Annotated in this window: 10 protein-coding genes and 1 riboswitch; of the genes, 4 read left to right on the top strand and 6 right to left on the bottom strand. The window is 38.3% G+C overall.

Annotation, left to right across the window (positions count from 1 at the left end):
- Positions 1–7: 7 nt before the first annotated feature.
- Complete coding sequence (locus IE867_RS02990; protein ID WP_192483296.1) at positions 8–4,657, bottom strand: RHS repeat domain-containing protein; 4,650 nt, start codon at positions 4,655–4,657, stop codon at positions 8–10.
- A gap of 493 nt (positions 4,658–5,150) precedes the next feature.
- Positions 5,151–5,375, top strand: a riboswitch (cobalamin riboswitch).
- A gap of 150 nt (positions 5,376–5,525) precedes the next feature.
- Here IE867_RS02990 and nrdA point away from each other — a divergent pair.
- From nrdA to yfaE, 3 genes are read left to right on the top strand one after another with little or no spacing between them, the layout of a single operon-like run.
- Positions 5,526–7,814: a class 1a ribonucleoside-diphosphate reductase subunit alpha gene (gene nrdA / locus IE867_RS02985; RefSeq protein ID WP_192483295.1), complete on the top strand. Its 2,289-nt coding sequence runs from the start codon at positions 5,526–5,528 to the stop codon at positions 7,812–7,814.
- Positions 7,811–8,962: a class Ia ribonucleoside-diphosphate reductase subunit beta gene (nrdB, locus tag IE867_RS02980; protein ID WP_192483294.1), complete on the top strand. Its 1,152-nt coding sequence runs from the start codon at positions 7,811–7,813 to the stop codon at positions 8,960–8,962. Before nrdA ends, nrdB begins: the two co-directional genes overlap by 4 nt.
- Before the next feature lie 2 nt (positions 8,963–8,964).
- Positions 8,965–9,210: a class I ribonucleotide reductase maintenance protein YfaE gene (gene yfaE, locus IE867_RS02975; RefSeq protein WP_192483293.1), complete on the top strand. Its 246-nt coding sequence runs from the start codon at positions 8,965–8,967 to the stop codon at positions 9,208–9,210.
- A 39-nt stretch (positions 9,211–9,249) separates the two neighbouring features.
- Here the strand turns inward: yfaE and IE867_RS02970 are convergent, their stop codons facing one another.
- The 5 genes from IE867_RS02970 to IE867_RS02950 all read right to left on the bottom strand — a co-directional run bounded on the left by IE867_RS02970 (position 9,250) and on the right by IE867_RS02950 (position 14,871).
- On the bottom strand, positions 9,250–10,752 hold the full coding sequence (locus tag IE867_RS02970) for an APC family permease (RefSeq protein WP_192483292.1): 1,503 nt from the start codon (positions 10,750–10,752) through the stop codon (positions 9,250–9,252).
- A 216-nt stretch (positions 10,753–10,968) separates the two neighbouring features.
- On the bottom strand, positions 10,969–12,165 hold the full coding sequence (locus tag IE867_RS02965) for a BaiN/RdsA family NAD(P)/FAD-dependent oxidoreductase (RefSeq protein WP_203249625.1): 1,197 nt from the start codon (positions 12,163–12,165) through the stop codon (positions 10,969–10,971).
- Entirely contained in the window at positions 12,165–13,313 is a 1,149-nt protein-coding gene (nagA, locus tag IE867_RS02960) for an N-acetylglucosamine-6-phosphate deacetylase (RefSeq protein ID WP_192483291.1), read from the bottom strand. Before nagA ends, IE867_RS02965 begins: the two co-directional genes overlap by 1 nt.
- Before the next feature lie 4 nt (positions 13,314–13,317).
- Complete coding sequence (locus IE867_RS02955; protein WP_225629940.1) at positions 13,318–14,349, bottom strand: SIS domain-containing protein; 1,032 nt, start codon at positions 14,347–14,349, stop codon at positions 13,318–13,320.
- A 78-nt stretch (positions 14,350–14,427) separates the two neighbouring features.
- Positions 14,428–14,871 carry a ferritin-like domain-containing protein gene (locus IE867_RS02950; RefSeq protein ID WP_192483290.1) on the bottom strand — a complete coding sequence of 148 codons (444 nt, stop codon included), beginning with the start codon at positions 14,869–14,871 and terminating at the stop codon, positions 14,428–14,430.
- A gap of 175 nt (positions 14,872–15,046) precedes the next feature.
- Between IE867_RS02950 and IE867_RS02945 the strand changes: the two genes are divergently transcribed.
- The gene (locus IE867_RS02945) at positions 15,047–15,736 is read left to right on the top strand and encodes a TerC family protein (protein ID WP_192483289.1); all 690 of its coding nucleotides are present in this window, start codon (positions 15,047–15,049) and stop codon (positions 15,734–15,736) included.
- Positions 15,737–15,738 lie beyond the last annotated feature (2 nt).

Here is a 15,738-nt window from a genome sequence, read left to right as displayed (position 1 = left end):
ATTAACCTTAACCTAGTGGGTATGAATCTAAGACTTTAACACCATTGATATTCCAAGGCTCATGTACATATATTTGTTCACTTGCTCCAACAAAAGCATTTCCTTGATATCCGACTTCACCAACGTGAATATACGTTCCTTTAGGGATACTTAATTTATAAGCGGTATTAATAGGAGATTCCGCACCATTTGGCCATTTGGGTAGAATTGCTTTATCAATTCTTGTTTGAATTTCACTAATAGGAGCGTCTTTAGAAAAAAATTGACCAAATGGCTTTCCTTGAACTCCAGCTCTATATAATTGAGTATCTTCATTTAACAGATATGTTTTATATTTATTTCCCATAAAAGTAGATGCTACATCATTAGAAATCATACCTGTATTTTCGCCAATATAAGTAGCACCCCTAACAGCCATTCCTTCTTCTGCAGAACCACCTGTCATTCCAACAGCAGTGCCCGCAGCCATCCCTCCGTAATACCAAACGTAATCAAAGCCATTTTGACCTTGCATGCCAGCACCAATCATGCCACCGGATGCACCATAACTAAAGCCAATACCTATATTCTCAAAATTGTGAACAATACCGTTCCATAACCCACCCCACGAAAACATCCCTGTTGGGTCAATATAAGTATAAGGATTATTCGCTGCATACGCATAGCGATTAAACGTCAACGGACTACTAGGGTCAATACCTGCAGGGTCATAAGAAATAAAACGCCCAATCTCAGGGTCGTAGTATCTAGCATTCATATAGTTAAGACCAATGTCATTATCAAAGACTTTGCCTGTAAATCCTATATGATGTGTTGATTGCTCGGTATTTTGATTTAATTCCTTACCATAAGGTGTATATTGCTGTGACCATTTAAAATTTATATTTGTATTATCAACCTCACGTACAGGTGAGCCCAAATAATCACTAATTATATAGTGATTAACACCATTAGTGGACTTAGCTACTAACCAATGACCTGCATATAGGTAATTTGTTTTATCACTACCGGATTCACTATAAATCAAATGATTGTTAAGGTACAAACTAAACAGCTGATGAGTGCCATCATCCATGCCAATACGATTACCATTAGCATCATAGGTATAATTAATTGTTTTGCCCGCAGCTTTTGCTTCAATTAATTGATTCGCTGCATTAAAGGTTAAAACATTATTATTGATCCCAGATATATTGCCATAGCTATCGTAATGATAAGCTTGTGCCTCACTTCCTGAAATGCTTGTTAATAAATTAGAAGCGTTATAATGATAATCAAGTGTCGCACCATTACGTATTAGCTTAGTAATATTCCCATTTTGATCATATTGATAGCTTGTATTAAATAAGTCACCTGAGGCAGAAAGCAGTTGGTTGGATGCATCATAACTAATGTTTTCAACTTTTAGGTCACCCATGAATTTGGTGCCATCTGTGATCTTAATTATATTTCCTGCTAGATCATGGTCTAACTTTGTTGAATATAAAAATATTGGTAATGAAGGATTATTTTTTGCTAGCTTTAATAAATCTTGGAAGTTATTAAAATGTTTGCCATCAAGTTTTTTAGATGGCACTTTTATCGCACTTCCACCAGCCCCAATCACTCTACCAAGATAGTCATATGTAATTCCATTACCTATCATGACAGCAGTTGAATTAACCCCATAACCACCATATTGACCGTTTTTATTATAATTAACTTTAATAGCATCGCCAATTTGCGTTGGTTTACCAGTATAATCATTTGGATTATATTGATAAACTTTACCATCAGGATAAGTCATAGATGATAAGTGATTATAATTATCATAACTAAAGACAAATGAATATTTCTTACTTTGATTTTGATAGACTGCTGAAGCCATATTACCAAGCGCATCATAGCCATAGCTCCACGAGCCATTTATATTACTTTTTGACTGCAAGCGACCATAATTATACGTTAATGAAATATTGTCTTTTGCGCTATCATTATCCGGATAATTCACATGAGTTAAATTGCCTACCTCATCATAAACATAGTTAGTTGCTTGGTTATTTATGGTTTTTGAGGTCATCTCTCCTAAAATATTTCTGCCATAACTGACTGTCCCAATTTCAGGTGCTGTTGATGAAGTAAGGTAAAAGTGTTGGGTCGGGTCATATGTGTAAGTGTGCACTAATTTGCCTTGAGTAACACTCAAAGCGCGTCCTACAACATCACGTTGTGTCGTTGTAATATTACCTAATGCATTTTTAACGGAAATTACATTACTGTTAGCAGGTGTCGAAAAGTTTTGGTATGTGTACATTGTCGAGTGACTATTTGGATCTGTTGTCGTCTGACTATTTGCCCCATAACTATAGGTACGCTGCTGCGGAGTTAAATAACTCACCGTTTCTTCATCATATATCTTTCGATCAATCACTTTTTCAGCAGTTGTATCTGTTAGTATTCTTCCTAAAATGTCATAGCTAAGTCTGTGGTTTAAGTACCAATACCAATCCTCAGGTGGCGCAACTGGTGAAGACATATGATCATAGAATTGATCAGTAGTCATCTGATCACCGTAAGCATCATAAGTTATTTCTACAAATTTTTCATATGCAGGGATCATAGTGTCTGCTTCATGCGGATCCGTACTTGGGTTTGTAAAGACACTCTTGTCAAAATCCGTTTCAATCTTTACTAGAGTACCATCTTTCTCAATTCTATATAGATTTTGATGAACCTGATTACCTATTGTTACCGTCTGATCACCAAGCTTAGGAATATCCCACTGTATTGTCGTTGGCAGCTCTGCCTGCACACCACCACTGGCTAAGCCTTTATACTTTGTGATAGAAGTTAACCTATCTAACAAATCATAGCTATAAACCGTTTGATTACCCCATGAATCTGTATAACTGGCAATGGTGCCACTTGGGTTTACCGTATATTTATCATCAAAGGCGGGCTTTCCTGTGTCTGTAATTTTAGGGCCGATAACTTCCGTTGGATGTCCAGCAACATAATTTTTATACGTGGTAACATGACCTAAAGCATCAGTTTTAGTAGCAATATTGCCATTGGCATCATAAGTATAAGTGGTTGCCACCCCATTGGTAGCAGATGAAGTTAGCTGACCCAATGCGTTATATTTATTGCTATGAGTATTTGCAGCAACACCACTGGCATTGGTTATCTGCTCAGTTTTAAGCTTAAATATCCAATTTGTTACATCTTGATAATACGTGCGATTAATAATTCTTGTATCGCTGCCTGTCTCGACCGTTTGCAGCGGATAACCATAATTATCAAAGTTTTTATTTTCTGTCGTATAGGTCGCACCATCTTGTGCAATTACTTTTTTGGTTAACAATGGCTGTGAACCACCAACCTGATCAGAGAGCTTGCGTGATGACCATGTGTTTGTGATTGATTTAACTGTTTTTTTCGTTGATAGATCAATGATTTTCTCACTATCTAATAATCCTGAGTTCCATGGAAATTGATGAGTAACCAATGCAGGATTTTCGAAAGTATATTGTATTTGTTTATTCCCCAAAATTGCCGTCGTGGTGGATATATTTCCATTATCCAAATAACTATATGTAGTTTTACCATAGGGAAATAACTTAAGACTTGTTTCACTGGTAACATATACCCCCAAATGAAGGCTGCTACTTAGACCGTATGTAAATGACTGAGATGCCCCATTTGGGTAGGTTAACGTTGATAAATAACCAAAGTGGAAGTTATCAATAAAAGCAGGAGTAAGAACCCACTTAGTTTGATCAGGCAAGGTTATTTGATTAAGATAAGAATTTTTATAACCGAGGAATCCCCCACTATAACTGAAGTTAAATATCTTACCATCACTTGTTGTTATTGACGTAATATAACGACGATATATATCAGGGTCACCACTAAAAATCTGTATGGTGCTATAACTGAAATTAACCTGATAGCCATCACTCGTCGTTATATTGCTTATTTCTGTATCATTTGCCGTATAATTATATTTAATCCAATCAGGAGAACCTCTAACCGTAATTTCTGAAAGCGGGGACATAATATTAAATGATGAGTTTAACGTTTGATATATCAAACCATTAGGCGAGTATAATTTACCAGAGTAAACAGTAATGTAAGTTTGATTACCTATATCAACTATTTTTGATGATAGCTCAGCTTTCCAACCATCTCTTGAATAGTAATTTCCTGATTGTGATGCGGGGTAAAAGAGATGGGATTCACCTTGAGGATCAGAAAATAATGGTAAAAATTTATTTGCATAAAAATGATTTTCATCTACATCTGTATTAAAACTTGATAAACCAGACATTACTCCATCTTGATCTCCTAGTCCTCCACCACTACCCATTATCTGATTTATATAGCTATTGCCATTGCACCAAGCAGAAAAGCAAGGATTCAAATAGGTTGTTTGTGCCATCCTCTTATTTGTTACATTCACCATTAAAGATAAGCTATTGTTAATAGGCTTATTTATAATAGGAATCCTTAAATTAACTTTCCCCGAATAAGAATCAACATTAGCTACCTTGCTTTGAAGATTATCCGTGTAATTAGGATTATAAGGCAAGTAGTATTGGCTTTGAGATGCTATTAATGGAGTAGTAATTAGAAACATAGTTACACACAACACAATACTAAATAAATATTTTTTCAATTTAAAACTCCCTCTTCTATACACTTTAGATATATTGATTACATCAGGCACTATCATAGCAAATAAGAATTTAAAAAATAATAAAAATTTATATGAGATAAACTAAAGGTCCATTTCTTTGCTATGTAATCGTCCCAAGCATTATCTAACATTTAGAATTTCTAGTGGTCATAACACGCTATAAAATCACACCATCAGATTATTGATAGCAAATCACTAAATAAAGCCTTCGCTTTTTGCTACTAATAACTATAAAATCCGATCTTATACCGCGCGTAAATCATTTTGCGATGTTCAGTGTCAAAGAAGTTTTTGACGTCTTTGAGCGGTTGAATTGCAGGTAATAGCTGCCCTTGACAGAGTCTTTGGGCGCTCATTTGCTAAAACAATGAAACTATTCATTGTTTCTTAACGCATTCGCTATTGGCAAAATTCAATCGCTCAAAGACGCGAGAAATTCAACGACAGAAATGCTGTAAAATGGTTTATGGGCGGTATACACATCGCTAATGGTTTGCGCGAATTTGCGCAACGCAAGAGGGAATCTGGTGTAACTCCAGAGCTGGCCCGCAGCGGTAATTGGAAACGAACGATACACTTTGACTCTTGCGTTTAAGACTCAATGAAATGCACTGGTTGACACAATTGGGAAGCAGTATCTAGTAGGTGTTTAAACGCGTCCATAAGCCCGAATATCTGCCATTAGTTAATTGATTTTATGTTAAAAAGCTTTCGTGGAACAAAGTACACATATGGTAGAGATAATTGGTATTAATTAATTAATAAATTATTATCAAAAAACTTCTTGCTAACTTATGTCCTTTTCCCGATTGCTTAGTTTAAATTAATCGCGGATAGAGGATAAAAAATGAATGTAAATGTCACCAAACGCTCAGGACGTTTAGAGCCTGTTAATCTGGATAAAATCCATCGCGTCATTACTTGGGCTGCTGAAGGTTTAGAGAATGTCTCTGTTTCGCAAGTTGAGTTGCAATCGCACATTCAACTGTATGAAGGTATGAAAACAGCGGATATTCAAGCGATTATCATTAAAACCGCTGCTGATTTAATCTCTGAAGAGACACCTGATTATCAATATATGGCCGCGCGCTTAGCGATCTTTCACTTGCGCAAATTAGCCTATGGCGAATTTGAACCGCCGCATTTATATGATCATGTGCAAGCACTGGTCAAAGCAAAAAAATATGACGGACATTTGCTTGATGACTACACTCGTGCTGAGTTCGAGCAAATGAATACGCATATTGATCATTGGCGTGATATGAACTTCACCTATGCTGCGGTGAATCAAATGCAAGGCAAGTATCTCGTGCAAAATCGCGTTACCGGCAAGATCTACGAAACCCCACAAATGCTTTATATGTTAGTGAGTGCTTGTTTATTTTCAAAGCATAACAAAGCAACACGTATGCAATATGTACTTGATTTCTATGATGCGATTAGTCAATTCAAATTGTCTCTACCCACTCCAATTATGGCAGGTGTACGCACACCAACACGACAATTTAGCTCATGTGTACTTATTGATACCGATGATAGTTTAGATTCAATCAATGCTTCCGCATCGGCGATTGTCAAGTACGTCTCACAGCGTGCAGGCATTGGCATTAATGCTGGCAAAATCCGCGCATTAGGTAGTGAGATTCGTCAAGGCGAAGCACTACATACTGGCTGCATTCCATTTTATAAACATTTCCAAACAGCAGTTAAATCATGTTCACAAGGGGGTGTGCGTGGTGGAGCGGCTACCTTGTTTTACCCACTGTGGCATTTAGAGGTTGAATCTCTCTTGGTGCTTAAAAATAACCGTGGGGTCGAGGATAACCGCATCCGCCACTTAGATTATGGTGTGCAAATCAATCGCTTAATGTACCAGCGCTTAATCGAACAAAAGGATATCACATTGTTTAGCCCCAGTGATGTGCCTGGATTATATGATGCTTTTTTTGCTGATCAGAGTGAGTTTGAGAGGCTTTATATTGCTGCAGAAAACACGCCTGATATCCGCAAAAAAACGCTCAAGGCAAGCGAGCTTTTCGCTCTTTTAATGCAGGAGCGTGCGCAAACTGGGCGTATTTACATCCAAAACGTTGATCATTGCAATACGCATTCAGCATTTAATGCGCAACTTGCCCCGATTAAACAATCTAATCTATGTATGGAGATCACCTTACCCACCAAACCACTTGAGCATATTTTTGATGAAAATGGTGAGATTGCACTATGTACTTTATCCGCATTTAATTTAGGTGCTATTGATTCTCTTGATGAGCTAGCGTCTTTAGCCACGTTAATTGTCACGGCTTTAGATCATTTATTGGATTATCAAAACTATCCGTTAGCGTCAGCTGAAATTCCCGCAAAAGCGCGCCGCAGCTTAGGGGTTGGCGTTATTAACTTTGCTTATTACTTAGCTAAAAATCATGTTAAATACAGTGATGGCAGTGCAAATAAGCTGACACATCAAACTTTTGAGGCTATTCAATATTATCTACTGAAAGCATCGAATCAGTTAGCTCAAGCAAAAGGTGCTTGTGCATACTTCAACGACACAAGCTATGCCCAAGGATTGCTCCCCATCGATCACTACAAAAAAAGTATCGATGAATTTGCTGATTTTCCACTGCAATATGACTGGGAAGCCTTACGCCAAGACATTCAACAACATGGTTTACGCAATTCCACCTTAAGTGCGATCATGCCATCAGAAACCTCATCACAAATATCCAATGCCACCAATGGCATCGAGCCACCGCGCGGTTTGGTTTCGATCAAACAAAGCAAAGATGGGGTATTAAAACAGGTCGTCCCTGAAATTCAACGCCTAAAATCTCACTATGAGTTATTATGGCAAATGCCTAATAATACCGGTTATTTGCAACTTTGTGCGATTATCCAAAAATTTATCGACCAGTCAATTTCAGCCAACACTAACTATGATCCGCTTAAATTTAATGATCATAAAGTGCCAATGCAAACATTGATGTCTGATTTATTAATCGCTTACAAGTATGGCTTAAAAACGCTTTATTATCACAATACGCGTGATCACGCCAAAGAAAGTAAAGAGCCAACTAATCATACGATAGAGATAGCAGATATCGACGAATGCGAATCAGGAGCATGTAAAATATGACACAAAGTTACCATTACTCGACCTTTCAAACAACATCAAATAACCAACTGCATGAACCGATGTTTTTTGGCACATCAGTTAATATTTCACGCTTTGATCAACAAAAGCACCCTATTTTTGAACGCTTAATTGAAAAGCAGCTGTCTTTTTTCTGGCGCCCAGAGGAGATTGACTTAAGTCGCGACCGCGTTGATTTCCAGAAATTCAACGCCATTGAAAAGCATATTTTCTTATCTAACCTACAGTACCAAACCTTGTTAGACTCAGTGCAAGGACGCAGTCCAAATATTGCGTTTTTACCGCTTGTCTCGCTACCTGAACTTGAAACGTGGATTGAAACCTGGAGCTTTTTTGAGACAATTCATAGCCGCTCATACACACATATGGTGCGCTCTCTTATGGATGATCCAAGCCCTGTATTTAATGCAATTGTTGATAACCCTGAGATCAGAAAACGTGCGCAAAACATCACCTATTATTATGATCAGCTGATTATGCAAACACAGCTTTTACAAACACAAGGTACTGGAAGCTATAGCATTGATGGTAAAACCATTGAAGTAAGTCAACACAGCATTAAAAAAGCACTTTACTTGGCTCTTCATGCTGTTAACGCCCTTGAAGCCATCCGCTTTTATGTCAGCTTTGCCTGCACGTTTGCCTTTTCAGAGCAGAAGAAACTTGAAGGCTGTGGCAAAATTATGAAGCTGATTGCGCGTGATGAATCCGTGCATTTAACCAGCACTCAACATATGATTAATATCATTCTCTCGGGTAAAGATGGAGATCCTGAATTAACCGAGATTGCGCACAGTTTACATAATGAGGCGCAAGCCATTTTCAAAGAAGCCATTGCACAAGAAAAAGCATGGGCAAAGTATCTATTCTCACAAGGATCTATATTGGGATTGAATGAACAGATTCTTTGTCAATACATTGACTACTTAGCCAAAGAGCGGATGCAAGCTGTGGGACTAAATACCGATGATATTATCGCGCCCAAAGGCAACCCGATACCATGGATTAATCATTATCTTAACTCAGATAACGTCCAAGTCGCCCCCCAAGAAACCGAGATTAGCTCGTATCTTGTTGGACAGATTGATAGTAATGTTGCCGATAATGCCTTTAGTGGTTTTGAACTATAACAATGGTTCGTATTAAGCTTAATGATCAAATTATAACGATTGATAATAATGAATTAACGATACTTGAATGGCTTGAACAGCAAGGTATTACTGCCAACTTTCAGTGCCGCGATGGTGTATGTGGCACCTGTCGCTGCCAACTAATCTCAGGAAACATTGAATATACCAAAGAGCCACTGGCTTTTATTAAAGAAGATGAAGTACTTATTTGTATTGCAAAAGGGATAAGCCATATGGTAGAGCTCTAAGCCAACACCGCAAAATGACTTACGATGAGATTAGCACTATTAATCTTCAATCACTCGATTTAAATCACCATGCTCTTTACACATTGCGACATACGATTTGGTTGTAATTAAAATATAAAAAATGACAGATATGACTGCAACAAACCAGATATTTGGCACGATATATAATAACCATAAGTAAGCAATAAATGGCAGAATAAACAATAATAGCTTTTGCACGCCAACTTTGTGCTGAATGAACGCATAAATGAGCAATAAAATCGTTAATGAACTATTGACCAACATCAAATCATGGCTTGGAATCGTAAGCATGATAAGTCCTAAAATAACAAAAACGACCAACCCTAACCAACGTGTTTTAGGCGCAATTGCACCCATACTAATCGGTGCTGCCATATAGCCAACAACATGATAACCAGTTACCACAACCATCAACGCTGCCCAGCTCTCGGCATTAAATAAGACAATTGCTGCTAATATCCAGTTAATCATCATTGAGCGCTTTGAGAAATTATATACTGGATCAAGCTTGGCAATCCAACGTGGCATTTGCCCTTCTGCTGACATTGCGTAAAGCATGCGTGATGAAGCACCAAGATAGGTATATCCGGTGCCAGATGGACTGACCACACTGTCAGCTAACAACAAAATAGCTAAGAAATTCAAACCTAACAACATCGCTAAATTCAATAATGGTGATGAGAAATTCATGCCTTGCCAACCACCATTTTTAACTAAAAGCTCATGTGGAACGGCCGCCATAAATGCATACTGCAAACCCATATAAACAATCAAAATAATAAAGATCGATAAGATAATGGACAATGGCACATTACGTTTTGGATTTTTAATCTCACTGGCAAACGAGACACTGATCTGAAAGCCATTAAATGAGTAAATCAATCCTGCACCAATAATTGCCATCACCGCACTGCTAAAGCCATAGTCACCATTGGTTGGTAAATTAAAGTTGTTACTCAAGCCTGAGTGATCAAATGCAGCAATCAAAAAAACAGCGATTGCAAATAATGGTGTAAAAACCTTAAGCACGGTGACCACATTGTTTACTCGTGTTAACAACTTAATGCCATAAAAGTTCACGATCAAGTAGACCAATAAAATGCCTAACGCTAGAAATTTACCACCATAAGTGAGAACATGATTCTGCATCAATGCATCAGATCCAATCGCTGCTGACAAGTACTGTGTTGTTGCTTGTGCCTCAGTGGCAATCACCACCATAATGCCAAACCAATTAGCAAATGCAAATGGCATACCAAAGATACCATTGTGTGATAACGCACTTGATCGTGTTGTTGCTCCACGCACTGGGTAAACCGCAACAACCTTAGCTAAACATAAACCAACTAATAAAACTAAAATAGCGGCTAGAACCCATGCAAGAAACGCCCAGTTTCCTGCGATTTTTGCGGTTAATTGAGCACTGAAAAGCCAACCTGAACCAACCATACAAGTGGCACTTAACAAGGTTGCACTTAATAGTGATACGCCTGATTTTTTTGGTGTGAACTCTGCACCCATATTCCTCTTCCCTCTTTTAATTCTATTATTTACATTACTTTTTATACGAATCCGCCGTTTAAAAATAAAGCATTATTTTTTCAAATACATGCCACCCAAGGGGACAGACTATAGCGGCATTTTTAAAGCTTGTAAATACATAACAATATGCATACGGTAAATAAATTATTATACAATGATTACTCTTAAATTAACTTGATTACTAACAGATCAACTTCATACAAATTGACCCGCAGCCCACCCTGAAGCCCACGCCCATTGAAAGTTATATCCACCAAGCCATCCAGTGACATCAACGACCTCACCAATGAAATAAAGCCCTTTAATCTTGTGACTTTCCATTGTTTTTGAAGAAATTTCATCACAACTAACCCCACCTTTGGTGACCTCGGCCGTGCGATATCCTTCCGTACCACAGGGTTTTATCTGCCATGATTGTAAGCATTGCATCATCTGCTCGATCTCACTATTAGAAAAATCTGCTAGCTTTTTATTAAGTAATAATTCATCCACAAATAAAGGCAATAGCCTTTTAGGTAAGTAATTTTCTAACAGTGACTTTAAGAGTGTGTCACCTTGTGATTTTTTGTGCACATGAAGCAATTCACTTAATGAGGCTATTTCTGGCAATAAGTTGATATGCAAATAATCTCCCAGCTGCCAATAAGATGAGATCTGTAGCATCACAGGTCCACTTAAACCGCGATGTGTAAATAGCAAATTCTCGCGAAAGCTCTGATTATTACAACTGACCTCAGTAAATACCGAAACGCCCGAAAGCTCAGCATATTTTAATTTATCATGCTCGCCAAGAACGAAGGGCACCAATGCCGCTGAGGTTGGCAACACTTGAAGACCAAACTGACGTGCGATCTCATAACCAAAGCCTGTGGCTCCCATTGTTGGGATTGAGAGCCCACCTGTAGCAATAACAACAGACTCGGCATGATAATCACCGGCGGTTGTTTTAACATAAAACCCAAGCTCAGCTGATGCCGCTTGATCACATTGGCGCATCTGATTAACTGTCGTATTAAGTTTAATTTCAACCTGATATTTACGGCATTCATTCAGTAGAATATCAACGATCTCATGTGACTTACCATCACAGAAAAGCTGTCCCAATGTTTTCTCATGGTAATTAAGCTGATAGCTGTCAACCAATGCGATAAAATCCCATTGCGTATAACGCGTTAAGGCAGACTTACAAAAATGCGGATTTTGTGATAAAAAGCGCGCCGGCTCAACATAGTAATTTGTGAAATTACAGCGTCCGCCACCTGACATAAGTATCTTTTTACCCACTTTATTAGCATGATCAAGAACCAATACTTTGCGCCCTCTTTTCGCCGCCTCAATGGCACACATAAGTCCTGAGGCACCCGCCCCAATAACAATAACATCGACTTTCATTATAACGCTTTAAATACTTGCTTGATCTGGAAATGCTTATCAACAACGACCAAATCAGCATCAGCCCCTTTTTTGATGTCCCCTTTATAATGATGCATATTAAGACTCTTCGCGGCATTATAGCTCGTCATCTTAACAATCTCCGACAAACTGCAATCACTATATGTGAGCATGTTTTTTAATGCATTATTCATCGTCAGCACACTACCAGCTAATACACCATTTTCTAGTCGTGCTTCATTATCTTTGACAATTACTTTCTGTCCACCAAGATCAAACACACCCTCGCCATGAGCTTGTGCTGACATCGCATCAGTGACCAACAGAATACCATCAGCTCCTTTAACGCGATAAACCATATCAACGATTTCAGGTGCCAGATGCACACCATCAACGATCAACTCAGCAACAACCTTCTCTGACATTAGTAAAGCGGTTGCCGCTCCAGGTTTACGGTGATCAATGCCACTCATCGCATTAAATAAATGCGTCGCTTGAGAACAACCTCGATCAATAGCTTCTAGCGCTTCTTTTGCTGTGCAATTGGTGTGTCCAATCGAAGCAATCACTTGCTCATTAACACACCAATCAATCACCTGATTAACACCTAACATCTCTGGCGCAAATGTGATTTTCTTAACTAGGTTATTTGCCTTATCTTGCCAGCTTTTAAGCTTAGCAATCGAAGACTCCTGCAAAAACTCAGGGTTTTGTGCACCAATTTTATCCGGTGAAATAAAGGGACCTTCTAAATGCACACCTAAGATATTGGCAAAATGTTGCCCATAAGCATGCGCCTTATTAAAGTCAGCGACATTATTAAGTGCTTTGCTAATTGCCGCTTCAGTTTGGGTCATTGTCGTTGCTAAAAACGAAGTAACCCCTTGACGATACAAGGATGATGTAATCACTTTTAAGGATTCAATCTCACCATCCATTACATCACAACCACAACTGCCATGAATATGGGTATCAATAAATCCTGGAATCACCTTATCACTTTGATGATATTCCACTACAGGCAAATGTGAAAAATCTGGGAGTGGCTCACCAACTGCCATAATTTTGCCGCACTCAACGGCAATTTCACCTTCTAAAACAGCATCTTTAGTGATGATTTCGGCGCCTGTTATTCGATAACTTTGCATCACTTTACACCGTTTGTGTCACTTTATTGAGATTCTCTGGCTGATCTGGATTTAATCCGCGTGCTGTAGCAAGCCTTGCTGCCATGGTGTAAAAGCTTTGAATCAACAAAATCGGGTCTAATAATGGGTGCAAGCTTTTGGTTGTCTTAAGATTATGCGTGGTGTCAACATGCTGTGATCCAGGCATCGCAAACATCACATTCGCACCCATTTGATGCATTTTTTGCGCCAACTCAATTGTGCCCTTAGCTGATGCATCATTTTGTGCAAAAACCAACGTTGGGAATGCTTTTTTAATCAAAGCAAATGGACCATGCAATACTTCAGCTGAACTAAACGGCTCTGAATGTATACATGCTGTTTCTTTAAGCTTCAAAGCTGCTTCTTGAGCAATTGCATAACCATAGCCACGACCAATAATATAGGCATCTTGTTCATCTTTTAATGCATCAATCACCACCTGCCAATCAAGGTTCGCCGCTAAGGACAAATACTCAGGCAATGCATTAAGTGCTTCTTGCAATACCTTATCTTCCGTATAAATAGCAATAAACTGTGCCAACGCGGTCAACGCACAAATATAACTTTTGGTTGCAGCAACCGCTTTTTCTTCCCCTGCTAAAAGTGGTACGACAAATCTTGCAGCATCTGCCAATGGTGAACCCTCGACATTAACTAAGGCAACGGTAGTTGCTTGATCTTTCACACTTAAGAATGATTGCACTAAATCAGGGCTTTTGCCTGATTGTGAAATACCTAAAAACAGGCTGTTTGCTACCAAAGTTTGACTTTGATAAATTGTATAAATAGATGGTGCAATTGATGCCGTAACCAGACCTATTTTACTTTCTAATAAATACTTGGCATAGGTGGCTGCATGATCGGAACTACCGCGAGCAACGGTTGCTGCAAATGCCGGCTGATGCGCCTTAAGATAGGTACAAACCTCTTGCCAAATCTTTGTATTGTTTTGTAATTGTTCGGCAACTTTAGTAGGCGCTGATAACGCCTCTTGATACATAATGGTTTCAGACATAAATGGTTCCACACGTAATGCGTGAAACTATTGTAACAATTTAAATAAGGACAGCAATCACTTATCTTAAGTTATCTTCTAAAATGGTTTTTTAAGCATCTTTTCAACTTCACCAATATGCGTTTCTTCTTCAACGATAAGACCACGCGCATATTCTTCCAAAATAATCGAGTTTGCTTCTTCTGCTAATGCTAAAAGCTCACGATATAGTTTTAATGCACCATGCTCGTGCTCTAAACTTTCCGTTAAAATTTCATCAATATTATGCTTATGTGTTTCAGTTAAAGGCGCAATTCTAAGTGATGGATGTTCACCAAAATGAGTAATCATCTCACCGGCTTGCGTTGCATGCGTTAGACTCTCTTGCGCTTGCGCACGCATCCAGCTGACAATTGGGATTCTACCGTGACCAATGATCATTAATGAGTAATGCGTATAACGAACAACACCTGCCATCTCATGCTCAAGGATTGCGTTTAAGGCATGAAAAATTTTATCCTTTTTTGCAGCAACTAATTCCATTGTATTTCTCCTGTATATTGAATTGGTATTCTTGCGCTTTCAAAGTCTGCCACAAGCGAACTGCTAAAAACAAGTTAAAATAACTTAAAAATAATTGCCGTAGCAAGTTTACATGTACCTTTGTATCCGTTTATCATTTATGCCGTCATTATATACACTTAAGAGGATACCTAGATTGGACGTTCCGCTGGAACTTATTACAAGCTTTTTAACCATCACTGCGCTTGAGACTATCTTAGCGATTGATAATTTATTGTTTATTTATCTTGTGACTGCCAAACTTCCCACTAACCAACAACGCAAGGCGCAAATAACTGCCATTTCATTAGCGGCAGTAATGCGTATCGTATCATTACTATTCATTAGTTTAATCATGCAGTGGACAATACCACTTTTCTCCATTTTTGGTAATGGCATTAGCATTAAAGACATGATCCTAATCATCGGTGGATTATTTTTATTGTGTAAAGCACTACATGAAATCTATCTGTTATACCGTCCTAAAACCATCTCAACACAAGTTGCCAAAAACATGCTAAGCGCAATTGCACAGATTATTTTAATCGATGCCGTTTTTTCAATTGATAGCGTGATCACTGCGATTGGCTTAAGTAACAACATTTTTGTGATCGCAGCATCTATTCTTGCCTCATGTGCAATTATGTTATTAGCTTCACGATTTTTAATGAGATTAACACATTCACTACAACTTAAATTAATTGCTTTAGCTTCACTTATTTTTATAGGCTTGATATTAATGGCCGTAGGCATAGACATTGTGATCGACAAATCATATCTTTTGGTAGCACTTGGCTTTTCTATTGTTATTTTCATTTTTCACACATCACTTAAAAAGGAACTTTAAGC

This window comes from Cysteiniphilum marinum, assembly GCF_014857925.1.
Lineage (GTDB): Bacteria > Pseudomonadota > Gammaproteobacteria > Francisellales > Francisellaceae > Caedibacter > Caedibacter marinus.
Note: the sequence above shows the minus strand (reverse complement) of the source record. Positions and strands in the feature narration are given on the sequence as shown.

What these genes read in the sequence shown, in the direction of transcription:
- nrdA (WP_192483295.1), top strand. Translation starts at nt 5,526, where the DNA reads ATGAATGTAAATGTCACCAAACGCTCAGGACGTTTAGAGCCTGTTAAT.
- nrdB (WP_192483294.1), top strand. Translation starts at nt 7,811, where the DNA reads ATGACACAAAGTTACCATTACTCGACCTTTCAAACAACATCAAATAAC.
- yfaE (WP_192483293.1), top strand. Translation starts at nt 8,965, where the DNA reads ATGGTTCGTATTAAGCTTAATGATCAAATTATAACGATTGATAATAAT.
- IE867_RS02970 (WP_192483292.1), bottom strand. Translation starts at nt 10,752, where the DNA reads ATGGGTGCAGAGTTCACACCAAAAAAATCAGGCGTATCACTATTAAGT.
- IE867_RS02965 (WP_203249625.1), bottom strand. Translation starts at nt 12,165, where the DNA reads ATGAAAGTCGATGTTATTGTTATTGGGGCGGGTGCCTCAGGACTTATG.
- nagA (WP_192483291.1), bottom strand. Translation starts at nt 13,313, where the DNA reads ATGCAAAGTTATCGAATAACAGGCGCCGAAATCATCACTAAAGATGCT.
- IE867_RS02955 (WP_225629940.1), bottom strand. Translation starts at nt 14,349, where the DNA reads ATGTCTGAAACCATTATGTATCAAGAGGCGTTATCAGCGCCTACTAAA.
- IE867_RS02950 (WP_192483290.1), bottom strand. Translation starts at nt 14,871, where the DNA reads ATGGAATTAGTTGCTGCAAAAAAGGATAAAATTTTTCATGCCTTAAAC.